Source organism: Pseudonocardia oceani (genome assembly GCF_019263585.2).
GTDB classification, from domain to species: Bacteria; Actinomycetota; Actinomycetes; order Mycobacteriales; family Pseudonocardiaceae; genus Pseudonocardia; species Pseudonocardia oceani.
The window spans coordinates 2,647,890-2,662,303 of record NZ_JADQDF010000001.1 but is presented as its reverse complement, the minus strand read 5'-3'; the positions used below and the strand labels follow the sequence as shown (position 1 = coordinate 2,662,303).

Annotated in this window: 11 protein-coding genes and 1 pseudogene; 7 read left to right on the top strand and 5 right to left on the bottom strand. The window is 64.2% G+C overall.

Features of this window, described 5'->3' with window-relative positions:
* Positions 1–115 precede the first annotated feature (115 nt).
* Entirely contained in the window at positions 116–892 is a 777-nt protein-coding gene (locus tag I4I82_RS13230) for a DUF4352 domain-containing protein (RefSeq protein ID WP_218590129.1), read from the top strand.
* A 298-nt stretch (positions 893–1,190) separates the two neighbouring features.
* Here I4I82_RS13230 and I4I82_RS35190 read toward each other — a convergent pair whose 3' ends face one another.
* Entirely contained in the window at positions 1,191–1,544 is a 354-nt protein-coding gene (locus tag I4I82_RS35190) for a ScoMcrA-related endonuclease (RefSeq protein WP_504739441.1), read from the bottom strand.
* Positions 1,466–2,363, bottom strand: a pseudogene (locus I4I82_RS13225) (IS481 family transposase); the annotation flags it as partial. The pseudogene I4I82_RS13225 and the gene I4I82_RS35190, both read right to left, overlap by 79 nt.
* 356 nt (positions 2,364–2,719) lie before the next feature.
* On the opposite strand from I4I82_RS13225, the gene I4I82_RS13220 reads away from it, so the two are divergent.
* Positions 2,720–3,262 (top strand): GIY-YIG nuclease family protein, encoded by a 543-nt coding sequence (locus tag I4I82_RS13220; RefSeq protein WP_218590128.1) that lies wholly within the window; start codon positions 2,720–2,722, stop codon positions 3,260–3,262.
* 87 nt (positions 3,263–3,349) lie between these two features.
* Positions 3,350–4,372, top strand: coding sequence for a restriction endonuclease (locus I4I82_RS13215; protein ID WP_218590127.1), 1,023 nt, complete (start codon positions 3,350–3,352; stop codon positions 4,370–4,372).
* A gap of 464 nt (positions 4,373–4,836) precedes the next feature.
* Here the strand turns inward: I4I82_RS13215 and I4I82_RS13210 are convergent, their stop codons facing one another.
* Positions 4,837–6,162, bottom strand: a complete 1,326-nt coding sequence (locus I4I82_RS13210; protein ID WP_032401348.1) for an ISL3-like element ISPfr2 family transposase — start codon at positions 6,160–6,162, stop codon at positions 4,837–4,839.
* A gap of 126 nt (positions 6,163–6,288) precedes the next feature.
* Here I4I82_RS13210 and I4I82_RS13205 point away from each other — a divergent pair, with 126 nt between their 5' ends.
* Positions 6,289–6,954, top strand: a complete 666-nt coding sequence (locus tag I4I82_RS13205) for a hypothetical protein (protein WP_218595764.1) — start codon at positions 6,289–6,291, stop codon at positions 6,952–6,954.
* Here I4I82_RS13205 and I4I82_RS13200 read toward each other — a convergent pair.
* The gene (locus I4I82_RS13200; protein WP_218596478.1) at positions 6,899–8,128 is read right to left on the bottom strand and encodes an IS256 family transposase; all 1,230 of its coding nucleotides are present in this window, start codon (positions 8,126–8,128) and stop codon (positions 6,899–6,901) included. The genes I4I82_RS13205 and I4I82_RS13200 overlap by 56 nt on opposite strands.
* Before the next feature lie 149 nt (positions 8,129–8,277).
* Between I4I82_RS13200 and I4I82_RS13195 the strand changes: the two genes are divergently transcribed.
* Positions 8,278–8,919: a restriction endonuclease gene (locus tag I4I82_RS13195; RefSeq protein ID WP_218595763.1), complete on the top strand. Its 642-nt coding sequence runs from the start codon at positions 8,278–8,280 to the stop codon at positions 8,917–8,919.
* Between the two features lie 735 nt (positions 8,920–9,654).
* Here I4I82_RS13195 and I4I82_RS13190 read toward each other — a convergent pair.
* Positions 9,655–10,428, bottom strand: a complete 774-nt coding sequence (locus I4I82_RS13190; protein WP_218590077.1) for a hypothetical protein — start codon at positions 10,426–10,428, stop codon at positions 9,655–9,657.
* Positions 10,429–10,870: 442 nt separating this feature from the next.
* Here I4I82_RS13190 and I4I82_RS13185 point away from each other — a divergent pair, with 442 nt between their 5' ends.
* Positions 10,871–12,091 carry a VWA domain-containing protein gene (locus I4I82_RS13185; protein WP_218590076.1) on the top strand — a complete coding sequence of 407 codons (1,221 nt, stop codon included), beginning with the start codon at positions 10,871–10,873 and terminating at the stop codon, positions 12,089–12,091.
* 618 nt (positions 12,092–12,709) lie between these two features.
* Positions 12,710–14,146: a hypothetical protein gene (locus I4I82_RS13180; protein ID WP_218590075.1), complete on the top strand. Its 1,437-nt coding sequence runs from the start codon at positions 12,710–12,712 to the stop codon at positions 14,144–14,146.
* The last annotated feature ends 268 nt before the right edge of the window (positions 14,147–14,414 follow it).

Here is a 14,414-nt window from a genome sequence, read left to right as displayed (position 1 = left end):
TTCATCCGATCAGGTCGTTAACAGACCTTCGCCCAGTGCGATAGTCGTGTGACGCCGCTCCGCTTCTTGTCGCCGCCCTTCGGGTTACCGACCGGGGCAGCCGAGGAGACCCTCCATGTCGCACCCCCAGGCCTGGCAAGGCCAACCCGCCTACGCCCCCGCACCACGCAACGGCTTCGGCATCACTGCCCTGGTCCTTGCGCTCGTCGGCGCCGTGTTCGGACTGATTCCGTTCACCGGGTTCATCGCGCTGATCCTCGGCGCCCTCGCTGTGTTGTTCGGGCTCCTCGGGCTCGGCCGGGTCCGTAAGGGTGTCGCGAACAACCGCAAGATGACGATCATCGGGACCGTGCTGGGGGCGCTCGTCGCGGCCCTGGGTATCTGGGGGATCGTGATCGTGTTCAACGCGTTCGGCCAGCTCAACAGTGACCTGCAGGAGCTCGCGCCTGCTCCAACGGTGCAGCCCAGCGGAGTAGGCGTCGGGCAGGAGCCGGCCGGGGGAACTAACCCGGCGTTCCCGGGGGCCGGGCCCGACGATGTAGCAGCCTCGTACGGGCAGACGGTGGTCGTTGGGCCACTGGACATCACCGCCGCGGCCCCGGTGACCGTGAACCCGCAGTTCGGGGACGAACTGGTGTGCTCCACGGTCACCTACCGCAACGTGGGGAACGGAACGGGGTCCTACAACCCCTACGACTGGTCTGTGCTCGGCCCGAACGGCACCATCACGAGCTCCACGTTCAGCGGGATCGACTCCCAACTGGGGTCGGGCGAGATCGTGCCCGGTGCGTCCGTGTCCGGCGATGTGTGCTTCAACGGGTCGCTCGACGACGGCGCATTCACAGTGATCTACTCGCCGACGTTTGGCGGGAAGGCCGCGTTCAGCGGCTGACAACGAGAGGGCTTCCCCGACAGGAAGCCGGGGAAAGCCGAGGGGCCCGCGACCCAGCCGTTGCGGGCCCCTCGTGCATGCCATGTCCTCTTGAACGCAAAGCGGCCCCCGTCCCCGGCCAGCAAAGGTCGAGAACGGGGGGTGGACGTGCAGCGATCAAACGGTCAGGGGTCGGTTCCGGCGCACCCCGTCTCCATAGTGGTGCAGGTTCGTGAAGGCCCACTCGACGTCGCCGTAAAGAGTGAAGGCCGTCCTCGCGTAGGCACAGGAACCATCTCGGGATGCCGGACGAGCCGACTTAGTACGCCTCGACCTGGGTGCGCCAGTCGATCGGCTGCTCGCGCAGAATCGCTCTCCGCCGCTGAAGTTGTAAGCTCGCAACCGGGATGCCGTGGCGTCGGGAGTGAGCAGCCCCGACGATTGCCTTGGAGTCGTAGCCCTTGCCGTCTCGTCTGATGAAGTAGCTCTGTGCCTCGCCGAAGCCGTACCTGGCAAGGAACTCGCGGCGGCCGAGGGTGCCGAACTCCTCTAGATGTGCTGATGACGAAGGTCGGTTGCAGGCTGGGCCTTGGTCTTCTGTAGCAGTCTCTCGTAGGGAGTTGCTCCGTTGAGACCGCCGTGGGGTCGTTCGAAGTTGTAGTAGTTCTCCCACTGCTTGAGCTTGTCGTTGAACACGCCGGCGTCGTCGCTCACAGCGCCGTCGAGCAGCCGGTAGAACTCCTCGGCGTCGATGCGATGGGATCGCTCCACCTTGCCGTTGAGACGCGGTGTGGCGGGCCGGATGTAAATGTGGCCGATGCCGTGATCGAGGACGTGCCAGTGGAAGCTGGACTGGAACTCCGCGCCGTTGTCGGTCTGGACCTTCTCGATCTGGAACGGCAGCCGGGCCATGACGTAGTCGAGGAACTGGATCGCGGTCTTCTGGTCCGAGCGGGGGTAGATCCGCAGCACTCGCAGCCGGGTGCAGTCGTCGATGGCGGTGTACTGGTAGTAGCGCATGCGCCGCTCGGGCCCGCTGGTGATGGGCTCGATGAACTTCACATCGATCTGGACGTGATGACCAGGGCGTTGCTTCTCGTAGCGCTTCCAGCGCTGCTCACGACGCTTGTGGCGCTGCGAGGCGGTAACCGGTTGATGCCCAGGCGCTTGAGGATCCGCCACACACCCGAGGTGCTGATTTCCACATCGTGGTGCCGCTTCAAGTACATGGTGATCTTCATCGGGCCGAAGTGGTAGTGCTGCCGCAGGTGAATGATCTTCCCCACGACGTCGGGGGGGTGACGGTCGGGCAGTGCATCGGGGCGCTCGAGCGGTCCTTGAGGCCATCGAGCCCGTCGTCGTCGTAGCGGCGCTTCCACCGGTAGAACACCGTCCGGCTGATGCCGTAGTAGCGGCAGGTCGCTGCGACGTTCCCGCTGATCTCCTCAGCGTGCTGAAGGACCGCCAGGCGACGCTTCGCCCGTCGGAGCAGGTCCTTCTCGCTCCACACTCGCTCACTCACTGGGTCTCCTCGTCTCAGGAGCCCAGACTGTCAACGACGTCCGTCAGTTCTAGATCTAGCGCCCAGGTCACGTCGTCAGCTGTCACGTAGGGCGTGGCCATCTGGCGAGGCCATCTTGGGCCGACCACCAGATCGAGAAAATCCGTCAGACGTTGAAGCGGAACGAATCCGCAGGTGGAGCCTGCCTGCGATGTTCGCGATCGTGCACGGTCTGACCTGCGTGAACGGGCTCTACTGGTCCTCGCCGTATGTCGCTGTTGGTGCGTGCCCTGACGATTGATTGACGATCGCGGCACCCTCCTCGGCCCACCCGGCAGACTGCCGACATGGCATCCGCTCCCCCGGCCCTCGACACCGTCGTCGACGCGCTGCTGGCTGACCCGATCAGCACCGACGAGATCCGGACGCAGGCACCCTCGGCGCCGGGCCTGTATGCCTGGTGGGCACCACCGGCCATCCTGCCCAAGCTGGTCGGCCCTGCCCACCCCGCGGTACCGGATGTCCGCCTTCTCTACGTCGGCCTCGCGACCAAGCTCCGCTCCCGGCTCGTCTCGAACCACCTCCGGCGGAGCGGCAGTTCGACGCTCCGCCGCACCCTCGCGGGCCTCCTGCTCGATGATCAGGGCTATCGAACGCGCTGGACCGACCGCGTCGTCCTGGTCGACGAGGACGAGGTTCGGCTCACGGAGTGGATGGGTACCAATCTGTGCGTCTCATGGTGCGAGCACCCCACACCGCGAGACGTGGAAGGCGACATCATCCGAGCGCTGCATCCACCCCTCAACGTCGACCATGCGTCCGGCCCCGTGGTCGACGTCATCAAGGCAGCCCGACGTCGCTACTACGACAGTGCCGGACCAGGCCGCTGAGCCGCCCTCCCGCGGCGAATGAGCCCGCGTACCAGCGGGGGCTATCCCCTGAACCAGCGACGATCATCGACATGGAATGATCTGCACGTGGCAGTGTGGCTTGTTCGGTGTGGGAAGCGGGGCGAAGGCGGCGAAGCTGTCGCTCTCGAAAACGGACTTGTCGGGATCGGCTGGGGCGAACTGGGCGATTTGGCTTCCGCAGCGAGCCTCGACGACGTGCGTGCCCGACTCGCTACAACGTACAAGGATGACAAGCCCGGAACTCTGGAGAACTGGGCGCGCCAAATCAACACGTTCCTGAACTGGATCAAGCCAGGTGACCTCGTGGCCATGCCCCTCAAGGAAACGCCTGCGGTGGCGTTCGGCACGGTGACAGGTGGCTACAGCTTCGCGCCCGACGCAATCGAACCGCTCGTTCATCAACGAACTGTGAAGTGGTTACGCGAGGATGTTCCGCGTCAAGCAATCGGTCAAGACCTTCTCTACTCGCTGGGCGCCTTCATGACCGTCTGCCAGATCAAGCGTAACGACGCCGAAGACCGCTTCAATGCGCTGCTTCAGACGGGCACTGATCCGGGCCTCCACGACGGCAACGAGGACCTGGCCGAAGAGGACGATGCCAGCGTGGGCGGCCGCAACCTGACCCTCGACGTCGAAGACCAGGTACGGGCGATGATCGGGAGTCGCTTCCACGGTCACGCACTCGCACGGCTCGTGGACGAAGTCCTCCGCGTAGAAGGCTACTCGACTGATAGATCACCAGCAGGCCCAGACGGTGGTGTCGACATCCTCGCAGGACGCGGCCCCATGGGTTTTGACGGCCGTCTGGCCGTACAGGTCAAATCGGGTAATTCAGTCTGCGACGCCCCTACCTTGCGCGAACTGCAGGGCGTGATGGCCAACTTCGGCGCAACTCACGGACTTCTCGTCAGCTGGGGCGGCTTCACGAAGGTCGCGCGCCAAGAGGCCAGGAGGCTGTTCTTTCAGATCCGCCTCTGGGACTCCCAGCAGTTGATCAACCGGATCCAAGAGATTTACACGAAGCTCCCGGAAGGCCTGCGTGCTGAGATGCCTATGAAGCAGATCTGGACCGTCGCTACCGACGACTGACCCAGCAACTGCATTCGAGAAACGACCGCCGAGTTGTCCAGGGACGAAGCTTGGCCGCCGGACGACCTGTTGAACATATGAACAGTAGCCCTACGAAACAAGAATCACTTCGCTCGACGGTACGTCTGCCGTTGCGCTCCATGGGCCGCAGGAACCGCTCCGGGGCCATGCCGTTCCGAAGCGTCCGCCGTGGGCACCTGTCGTTATCTTCTGGGGGTGAAGCGGGGACCGCGACCGCTTCCCCGAGCCTATTCGTGCCATCCCGGGAATTTGCCCGCCCGGCGAGGCAGCCACTTGGCTGCCAGGCACTTGAAGCGACCAGCTGACGCGTGCGCAACCCGGGCGACCACGTGCTGAGCGTCCGCTCGTGTCCGCCCGGGTTCCCGCTCCCCCACCGCGGTTGTCACTCAGTTGTCGCTCGTACCCGACAGCATGCCGGGCGTTGCTACTGATCGATTAGCGGCTCATCCCAATCGGGGGTGTAGGAGTTGGGGTCTGAAGCCGCCGGTCTCGAGCAGGCTTCGGGCGATGTAGTTGGTCAGGTTGCGGAACCCGAGTGCGGAGCCGCGCAGGTGTTCGAGCCGTCCGTTGAGCGCCTCGGTCGGCCCGTTGCTGGTGCCGGGTCGTTCGAAGTAGGCGAGCACGTCAGCGGCTCGCTTCTTCAGGGTCCGGCCCAGGGTGGTGAGCTCGGTGAGCACCTTGGGGACGCCGGCGCTGAGGTCGGTGATCAGCTTCTCCATGAGCTCGCGGCCACGTTGCCGGTCCTCGTGGCGATAGGCGGCGATCATGCGCTGGTAGACACCCCAGGTCGCCTCGACCTCGACGTGAGCGTCATCAACGAACAGCGCGCGTAGCCTGTCGCTCTGCTTGTCGGTGAGCAGGTCCGCGCCGGTGTGCAGCGTGCGCCGCGACTTGTAGAGCGGGTCGTCCCTGAACCCACGGTGCCCGTGGATCGCGAGTTGGACCCGGCGCCGGCACCTGTCGAGGGCGTCACCGGCCAAGCGCACGACGTGGAAGGGATCCATCACCGTGACCGCGTCCGGGATCTCCTCTGCAGCGGCGGTCTTGAACCCGGTGAAGCCGTCCATCGCGACCACCTCGACCGCGTCACGGAAGGCGTCGTCGCGGTCGGCGAGCCAGGTCTTGAACGCCGCCTTCGACCGGCCCTCGACCATGTCCAGCAGCCTTGCTGGGCCGGCGCCATCGCGGACCGGGGTGAGGTCGATGATCACGGTGACGTACTTGTCGCCACGCCTGGTGTGGCGCCAGACGTGCTCATCGACGCCAATGACCTTCACGCCCTCGAACCGCGTGGGGTCGTTGATCAGCAGCCGATTGCCTTCGGCCAGGACCGCGTTGTTGGCGGTGTCCCACGCGACCCCGAGTCCCTCGGCGACACGGGCGACGGTGAGGTGTGCGACCACGATCCCTTCCAGCGCCCACCGCAACCCGGTGCGCGAGAGCTTCGCGCGTGGCTCCGCCGCGGCGCTGGTGTCTTGGCGCCACACGTGTCCGCAGTCGGCACAGCGGTAGCGGCGCACTACAACTTCCAGCACGGTCGGTCGCCAGCCCAGCGGCTCGTGGGCCAACCGCCGGATCACGGTGTCACGAGCAGCGCCTTCGCTGCCGCACCGTCGGCACCACTGATCTGGTTCCACCACGCGGCACGCGAGGACCGCACGATCCGGTTCAAGTCGTTGCCCGGTCACGCTCAGACCGAGGCCGTCGAGTCGAGCGAAGGCGGTCAGGTCAGGGCGGCCGAAGCCGGCCGGCGGGGTAGCGTCGGACACGTCGAGGTCTTTCGGATGGATGGCGTAGGAACCTCCATCGTCGGGAGACCTCGACGTCTATCTGCGGACCGACGCGCCCGGCCGACCTACACCCTCATCTGGGAAGAGCCCGATTAGCCTGCCGCGGTGCCAGATGACGAGAAGGTCGTCCCCTTCGAGGCGCTTGCCGACACCGACCTGATCGTCGACCAGCTCTATGACGGTGGCCGAACCGGGACGATGGCCGACGACCCGCTCGCGCGACTTCTACCGGTGGGCAACCAGGGTGGATTTCGCTACTCCGGCTCGCCGAGGAAGGGCACGGTGCGCCTGGCCGTGCTCTACACGACCGGCGCCGAACCCGACTGGCCTGACGTACTTGATCCACAGACAGGCGTCTTCACCTACTACGGCGACAACCGCAGCCCGGGCCACGAGCTGCACGACACCCGTCGCTGGGGCAACCTCCTACTTCGCGACGCGTTCGACTGGAGTCACGAGTCAGCAAACGCACGACGTCGCATCCCGCCCATCTTGCTCTTCGAGAAGGCAGCACCCGGGCGCCGGATCATGTTCCGCGGCCTACTCGCTCCTGGCGCCTCCGGCTTGTCGTCCGACGACGAGCTGCAGGCGATCTGGCGCAGCACAGGTGGACGGCGATTCCAGAATTACCGTGCCCGCTTCACCGTTCTCGATGTCGCCCGGTCACGTCCCGCCGGGTGGTGTAACTCGGTCCGTGGGGTCTCTGCGGTTCAGATCATGCCGTCATCAGTTCCGGGGTGGCCAGCCCCTCTTGGGTTGTGGGGGCGGTGAGTAGGGCCATGGTGGCCTCGGAGAGGTAGCGGCGGTCGGTGGCCTGCCACTCGTCGTGGGCCTCGACCAGGACCGCGCCGGCCAGCCGGAGCAGGGCTTCGGGGTTGGGGAACACCCCGACCACGTCCGTGCGGCGTTTGACCTCCTTGTTCAGGCGCTCGAGCGGGTTGGTCGACCAGATCTTCTTCCAGTGCGCGGCCGGGAACGAGGTGAACGCGAGGAGGTCCTCGGTGGCGTCACGCAGCATCGTCTCGACCTTGACCGATTGCCGGCCGAGCATCCCGGCGATCACTCCGAGCTGCTCGCGGACATGGCCGGCGTCGGGTTGAGCGAAGATCGTGCGGATCGCCGCGGCCACCATCTCCGCGGAGCCCTTGGGGACCGTCCCCAGGACGTTGCGCAGGAAATGCACCCGACACCTTTGCCACGCTGCGCCGATCAGGACCGCGGAGATGGCCTGCTTGAGCCCGGTGTGGGCATCAGAGATGACCAGCTGCACCCCGCCCAGGCCGCGGGCCTTGAGCGAGCGCAGGAACGCGGTCCAGAACGCGCCGTCCTCGCTGTCGCCGACGGCGAACCCGAGGACCTCACGCCAGCCATCGGCCCGGACGCCGGTGGCGATGACGACCGCCTGGGACACCACCCGGTGGTTGACCCGGGCCTTGCAGTAGGTGGCGTCGAGGAAGACGTAGGGGAACTGCTGCTCGGCCAGGCTGCGGTCGCGGAACGTGCCGACCTCGACGTCGAGATCGGCGCAGATCCTGCTGACCTCGGACTTGGAGATTCCGGTGTCGGCGCCGAGCGCCTTGACCAGGTCATCGACCTTGCGAGTGGACACGCCGTGCAGGTAGGCCTCCATCACCACCGCGAACAACGCCTGATCGACCCGGCGGCGCCGCTCAAGCAGCGACGGGAAGAACGAGCCGGTGCGCAGCTTCGGGATCTTCAGCTCCAGATCCCCAGCCGTCGTCGACAACATGCGGGTGCGGTGCCCGTTGCGCTGGTTGCTGCGTTCCGCGGAACGCTCGTGGCGGCCGGCGCCGATCGCGTCGGTGAGCTCGGCCTCGATCAACGCCTGATAAACCGTCTCCGCAGCCTGGCGGACACGATCACCGACATCGGCGGCCTTGAGTGCATCGAGGACTTCGAGCAGGGCAGACTGGTCCAGGGCCATCGCGTGGCACCTCTCTACGAGATCCTTGGTCGGTTCACGCAGAGACTCACGCGGTGGCCCCTCCAACATGCTCAGGCACGCCGAACGGGCCGGGAGTTACACCACCAGCGGGGACGTGACCTGTCGCCCGCATTGAACGAGCATGGATAGTGGACGTTCTCGACGGCCGGGTTGCCGAGAGCCCCCTTTGCCCGCCGGAGTGGTCGGCGTGGGTGGAGGGCCGCAAGTACTCACCCATGCTCGCCCCGTCCACGACGGTCGTCCGCAGCCGAACCGAGCAACTCCCGTCCGATGCAGTCGGCAGAGCCATCCTCTCTGAGATCCGGGAAGCCTTCCGGGGCCGCGAGCACGACTTCGAGCCCTGCGCGGTCGAACTGTGGCGACTGATCGCACCCGCGACAGGGCGATGCGACGTGACCCGAGCGAGCCGCGACGGGGGCCGCGATGCAGTCGGCGAGTACGTCGTGGGCCCGGCGTCAGACCCGATCACAATCGACTTCGCCCTCGAAGCCAAGTGCTACACCGAGACCAACTCCGTCGGGGTCCGGGAGGTTGCACGGCTCATCTCCCGACTCCGCCACCGCCACTTCGGCGTCTTTGTCACTACGTCACACTTTAACCAGCAGGTCTACTCCGAGGTACGCGCCGACGCACACCCCATCGCACTCATCAGCGGCCGGGACATCGTCGAGGCCCTTCGCGCAGCCGGGCACTCAGACGTACCAACCGTCAGGGCATGGCTCCGACAGTTCGAATCGACCACATTGGGCACGCCGGCGTCGGAGGTGTAGGTGGTGCGGCAAGATATCGCTGGGGTATGAGTCAGGCGTCGGTCGTCTCCGGACGCCTCACGAGAGCCAGCGACAACGGCGTGACATCGCCGGACGCGCCAGCACCGTTCAGCGGATCCCGCTCGTCCCGGCCTATCCCGCGCGTCGTGGTCACACATCTGGTCACACACGCAGTCCTGGCGGCACCCGCCCTGCCCTGCCGGTGTCAGGCCGGGGACATGCCCGAAGAGGGCATGAGCACCTCCAGGTGAAGGCGGACGATGCACGCCCGGACCTGACTAAGCGCGACCGTGCAGCTGTCCGCCACTCGGCTGATGTTGACCGAACCGAGTCGCCCGCCGCCGTGCGCGTTCGCCAGGTCCCGCGCGACCACGCGACCTAGCAGCAGTCAACGACATGACCGATCTGCGAACTAGAGATTCCGAGTCGGTGTCTCGGGACGGTGCCGCGGGGTGCCGGACAGTGCCGCTGAGCTGTGCGGACAGTTTCGGCGCCTACCCAACCCGTCACCTGGCGTCGTTCCTGGCCGTTCCCGGTAGGTAGACGTGGGATGCGATCTTGAAGCGCGCACCTCGGGGGTTAGGCCCAGACCTCCCCGGCTCCCTCATCCTGGCCGCCTTGCTCGTCGCGGTGGTGGTGTCCAGGGTGGCGCGGCCATCGCGTAGCGACGCCGCAGGCGCTCTGGACACCACCGGCGCGACGTGGACGATTCGGAGAGAGGGGCATGTCTTCGCACTACGATGCGGCTGAGGGTGGGTTGCCGTCCCAATCGTCAGATCCCGGGGTATTGAAATGGCTTGACAGGTTTCCTGGCGTTACGGTCACGAATGGCTTACCATCGTCGTCGATTACTTCGGTTTGCCGTTTGCCCTCGACCAGTAAAAGGAGTTCAACGGTCCACTCGTGCCGTACAGCGTCTTCGCTGTCGTGCGATGTGGTCGCCCAAATATGGAATCGCTCAATGTCTCCGGCTGCGAGCACGAGGCTCGGTGGCCGCCCTGGATTACCCGTGGAAAGTAGCCAGTCGACGTCGACAAGTTCCCGGTCGAGGTGAACTTCGAACCGGCGTGGCTCAAGATCGGCACCGCCAGCTGGCGCTCGAACTAAGATTGCGCCTGACGATAATGGCACCGATCGGTGTCGCTTTAACAGCAGCCCTTCGATCACGACGGCAGCTTCCGTTCGTGCCTGTATGGTGACCTGCAACGGGGTAGTGTAGGCGTCGACTGCATTTCGCGCCTTCATCCATCGCAGCCATTTGGTCCGTTCACTAGGGGTAGGGCCCGCGAATCGGGTTGGATCGTCGACGTAGACCTGGAACCCGACCCAGTCGGGCGCGTCATGCCAGATGATGGCAGGATCTCTCTCAACGTGAATGAGTACCGGACTGGACCATCGACGGCGACTGCGCGATTCGATCGCCGCGCTTACTGGGCGGAAGTAGCTCTGAACCAGGACGCTGAGGATGAGCCCAAAGCCTCCACCGACCAAGACGTCCAAAATATCCATGCTGTGCTCCTCACGTCCAGGTGGTCACTATCTCAGGGGCGTCGCAGAGTGAGCGCCGGCCGGGCTCGCCGTGAGCGGAGCGGCAAGGCGGGCCCGGGACCGGCGGCGCGCGGAGCGCGCACTTGACTTGACAGGAGCTGGCTTCGGCAGCGGTGAGCTCTTCGGTGTGAACGCGCGTCCGACGTTCGGGCTGCTGCCTCGACGGGACCCGTGGCTCGGCCGACCCGGTCGGTTTGCGGGTTTGACACGATGGTTCTTCCTTCGGCCTGGCAGAACCCGCCCACGGAGGGTGCGAGGCGGCCCTCGAAGTACCTCGAGCACGCCCGAGCGGCGAATCCTGCGATGCCTCCTGGGACGCGGCCGTACCTATCTGCCCACGGTACGATGACCACCGCATAGATGATAATGAGCCGACTTCACCGTTCCGGGGATTGGACGACTTGTGGCGACTGCCTCTCTCACCAAAGGCGCCAATGCGGCGCTCGCTGGCACGAGCGTGGAACTGGTAGTTGATGCACGAGGCACCGAATCTGATGTCTCGGCCCTACTGCTGGGCAGCGACCAAAAAGTACGCACTGATGATGATCTGGTGTTTTATAATAACCCCTCCAAAGACGGGGTGTCCATTTCAGGAAAGACTGTTTCGGTGCAGTTGAGCAAGATTCCTCGCGATGTCGCCTCAGTGGTTGTCGTTGTGAGTGCTGACCCTACGCATCCCGACACGGTGTTTACGACTGCCCCCGCACTGACGGTGAATCACCGGAACTCAGAGTCAATCGAATTTCGTCCGCCCGACTTTGTTTCTCGGGAGACCGTCGTCGTCCTTGCTGAGTTGTACCGGCGAGACGAGGGGTGGAAAGTGCGGGCAGTCGGCCAGGGCTATGCATCCGGCCTTGGAGGGCTTGCGACGGACTACGGCGTCGACGTCGACGCCGACGATGAGCGAGACCCGTCCGCTGTCAGCAGCGCCAATTCAACCCAGCCGAGCAGCAACCAGCTTGTAAATCTGTCGAAAGTTGAGAATCGCGCTCCCGCCCTTCTTGGAGCAGCGAGGCAGGCGGGGCAAGCACTATCGGATGCCGGTGTGACGGGGCGGCGGGCCGCCATCTACCTCGTTCTCGCGCACGACTACGGCATGGAAGAACTGTACGATTCGTTCGCTATCCAAGCGTTCGCCGAACGCATCCTTGCCGTGTCCGCGAACTTGGATGATGACGGAACCGTACCAGTCATCTTTTCCGGAAGCCGGGAGCCGTTTCTCGAGGATATGGACCTGGACAACTACCGCGGCCGCATCGGTCAACTACACACGCAGGTTGATTGGGGATGGGGGCATACTGTCGAGGCCATGCGCCTCGCCGCAAGCCACTACCAGTCATCCGGCGCACGCGATCCCGCGATCGTCCTCGTGCAGGTAAGCGATGAGCCAAGCGATAAAGCCGAGATTCGATCCCTGCTCCAGAACACCGCCGCCCTTGGGGTATTTTGGATGTTCGTCGGATTTGGCCGGGGCAAGCTCGAATTCTTTAAGAATCTCAACGCATCGAGGTCGGCCACCTTCAGAAATGTGTCGTTCTACGACGCCGGAAAGAACCCCGGCGCAGTACCCGACGAAAAATTCTATTCGAAGCTAGCGAACGGTCTTGCTGCGTGGCTCCGCTGAGCTTCCCATAGTGTCGGAGACATTACTCCGTCCGCAGACAGGTGAATCAGGTTCAGGCCGATGTACCGTTGCGCCGCAGTCGGGCATCCCGAAGGCCCGTGGCGGCGAGTGCATGAGCACTTCCGTGTCAAGGCGGCCGCAGAGACTCGGGTGCTGAAAGGCCGTACCGTCGTGCGCCCTTTGAGCTGAGCGTTCGTGCCGGCGCGTCTCGGGACGTGACGGGCGCTCCCAGCCGCGTGCTCCGGGTTTGCTCCGCCCAACCACGCCGGAACTCGTGTGGCATCCCGTCGACCTGGCAACGTCCGACCGCGCGGCGGCCCGGGGGCAGCCCTCGACGCAACCGCCGGTGGGACGTCATGCAGCTCTGCCCCCGGGACGTCGTGTGGTAGCCCCTCGGGGAGGTCGACGGGATGCCACACCCGGCCATCCCGGAGACTTGCCGCCCGGCGAGGGCACGCCTGCCTTGCCCCCTACGATGCCAACCAAAGTGCCTGACCTCTTGTCATGATGACACAATTTGAGTGACGCAACGAATGGTGCGGTGGATACGAGATGCCTCCTCAGCCGATAGTTGATCTTAGCGATAACGACGAAGATCGCTCAGAATTTGTCCGGCAGATGACCGACCTGTTGGCATGTCTTGAGGAAGTTCTTGAAGATCCGGGACTAGCTCTGCTTCGTCAAGGCAGGAGGCCGCATCCAGCCGTCCAGCTCTATGACCACATTTCCGAGTATATTCGCAACAGACGGTTTCCATTTGAGGATGAATCGGAGAGTGTTGCATCGATCATCACGCTACTGCTCGACCAACTCACGTGGGCAGCTCCTGGTCGGATGGCAACGGTTCTAGAGCAGATTGAGGACCCTAAAGCCCGGCAGTACGTTGCACGGGCTGCACGAGAAGCTTCGAAGTTCGATGACGTGGTGGCTGAGCTGACATTTTGGGGCTGGCTGCGGCGAGCGGGGTTCAATGCGAATATGCTTGAAGAAGCCGGACTGGCCGACATCATTGTTGACGCGCCCGTACAGTTTTGGGCGGAAGTGAAGAGAATCAGTACCGACGACAACCCCAGACGTGCTAGGGATGTAATCAAGAAGGCGAATAGGCAGTTAAAGAAGTCGTCGCCGGATGGGCCGGGCGTACTGTTTCTTCACCTTCGGCGGTCGTCACCTACGCCGATGGTGGATGGAACTCCACCGGACATTCAACCGTTCGTAGATGAAGCGATGCGCGAACTTGGAGCACAGCAATCGCGCAGCGTGTCGCACGTACTCGTTATGTGGGACGATGCTTCCTTCCATGACAATCGTGAAGACTTCTACGTCCATTACGCGGCGAGGCGTCAATGTGTCGTCCTTAGCCACAAATATCCGCGCGGGGAACTTCCGGTAGACCCAGAGAAGCTACGCATCGGGACGACGATACTTCTGACTGTCGCCTACCCCTTCCGCAAGATGCTGTCAGTAGGAAGTCTAAGCGATGTGACTGTAGTGGCCGACGCTCCTTCTACCGCAGTGTTCGTCGAACCGATTTTCACCGACAACGAGTTCCCCGAAGGTGTCAGGCGTGACCGCGCCGCCGAGGTTCTCCGTGACCCCGACTTTCTGTCAACCTATGCGTTCGGCGACGTTCGAGTACTCCTCGCAACTCGGTTGGTCGCGGCAACTCGGGCATCGTATGTCACGCTCATAGTCGCATCGCAAATTGGCGGTGATACGGCTTCAATATCGAGTGCATTTAAGCTATTTGGTAGCGAGGCAGAGCTGGGCGAGATTAAAATCGATCCGCTCAAGGCTTTCATAAGGCTTGTTGACCGCTACGGGGTGGCGATTGGGCTCTGCGGGTTTCAGGGCGAGTTCTTTCCGAGTGTGATTGCGGAGATTCCTGAAGGCGAGGAGGTGCCGATCATCAGTGCGCCTCAGGAGAAGCCGCTTGTTGTGTACGTGCTCGGCCAGCGTGTCGATTCCGGTCCGCCGCACATCATCCGTTTCGTGTGGGTATTCGCCGTAAGAACAGACGACTACCGTCGCGCCGTTAGATCGCGTCGCCCGTAGGATTTCTGACGCGATACCTGGCGGCGGCGTCTGCAGCCGTGCGCCGCGCGGGGACCGGCCGGAGGCCGCACGCCCCGCGCGAGCGCTTGCGGCTGCATCGGACACAGCGCCGCGCGCCGCCCGTTAGGGCGGCGCCTTGAACAGGGATGGAAAGTCTGGACACAGCAGCCTTTCGCAGCATCTGATGCCGCCTGAGCTGCGTTGATAGGCGTGTCGGTATGGGCGTTGCTGCGGTAGGCGGTGACTGGGCTTCGGCGTCCGTACGCTC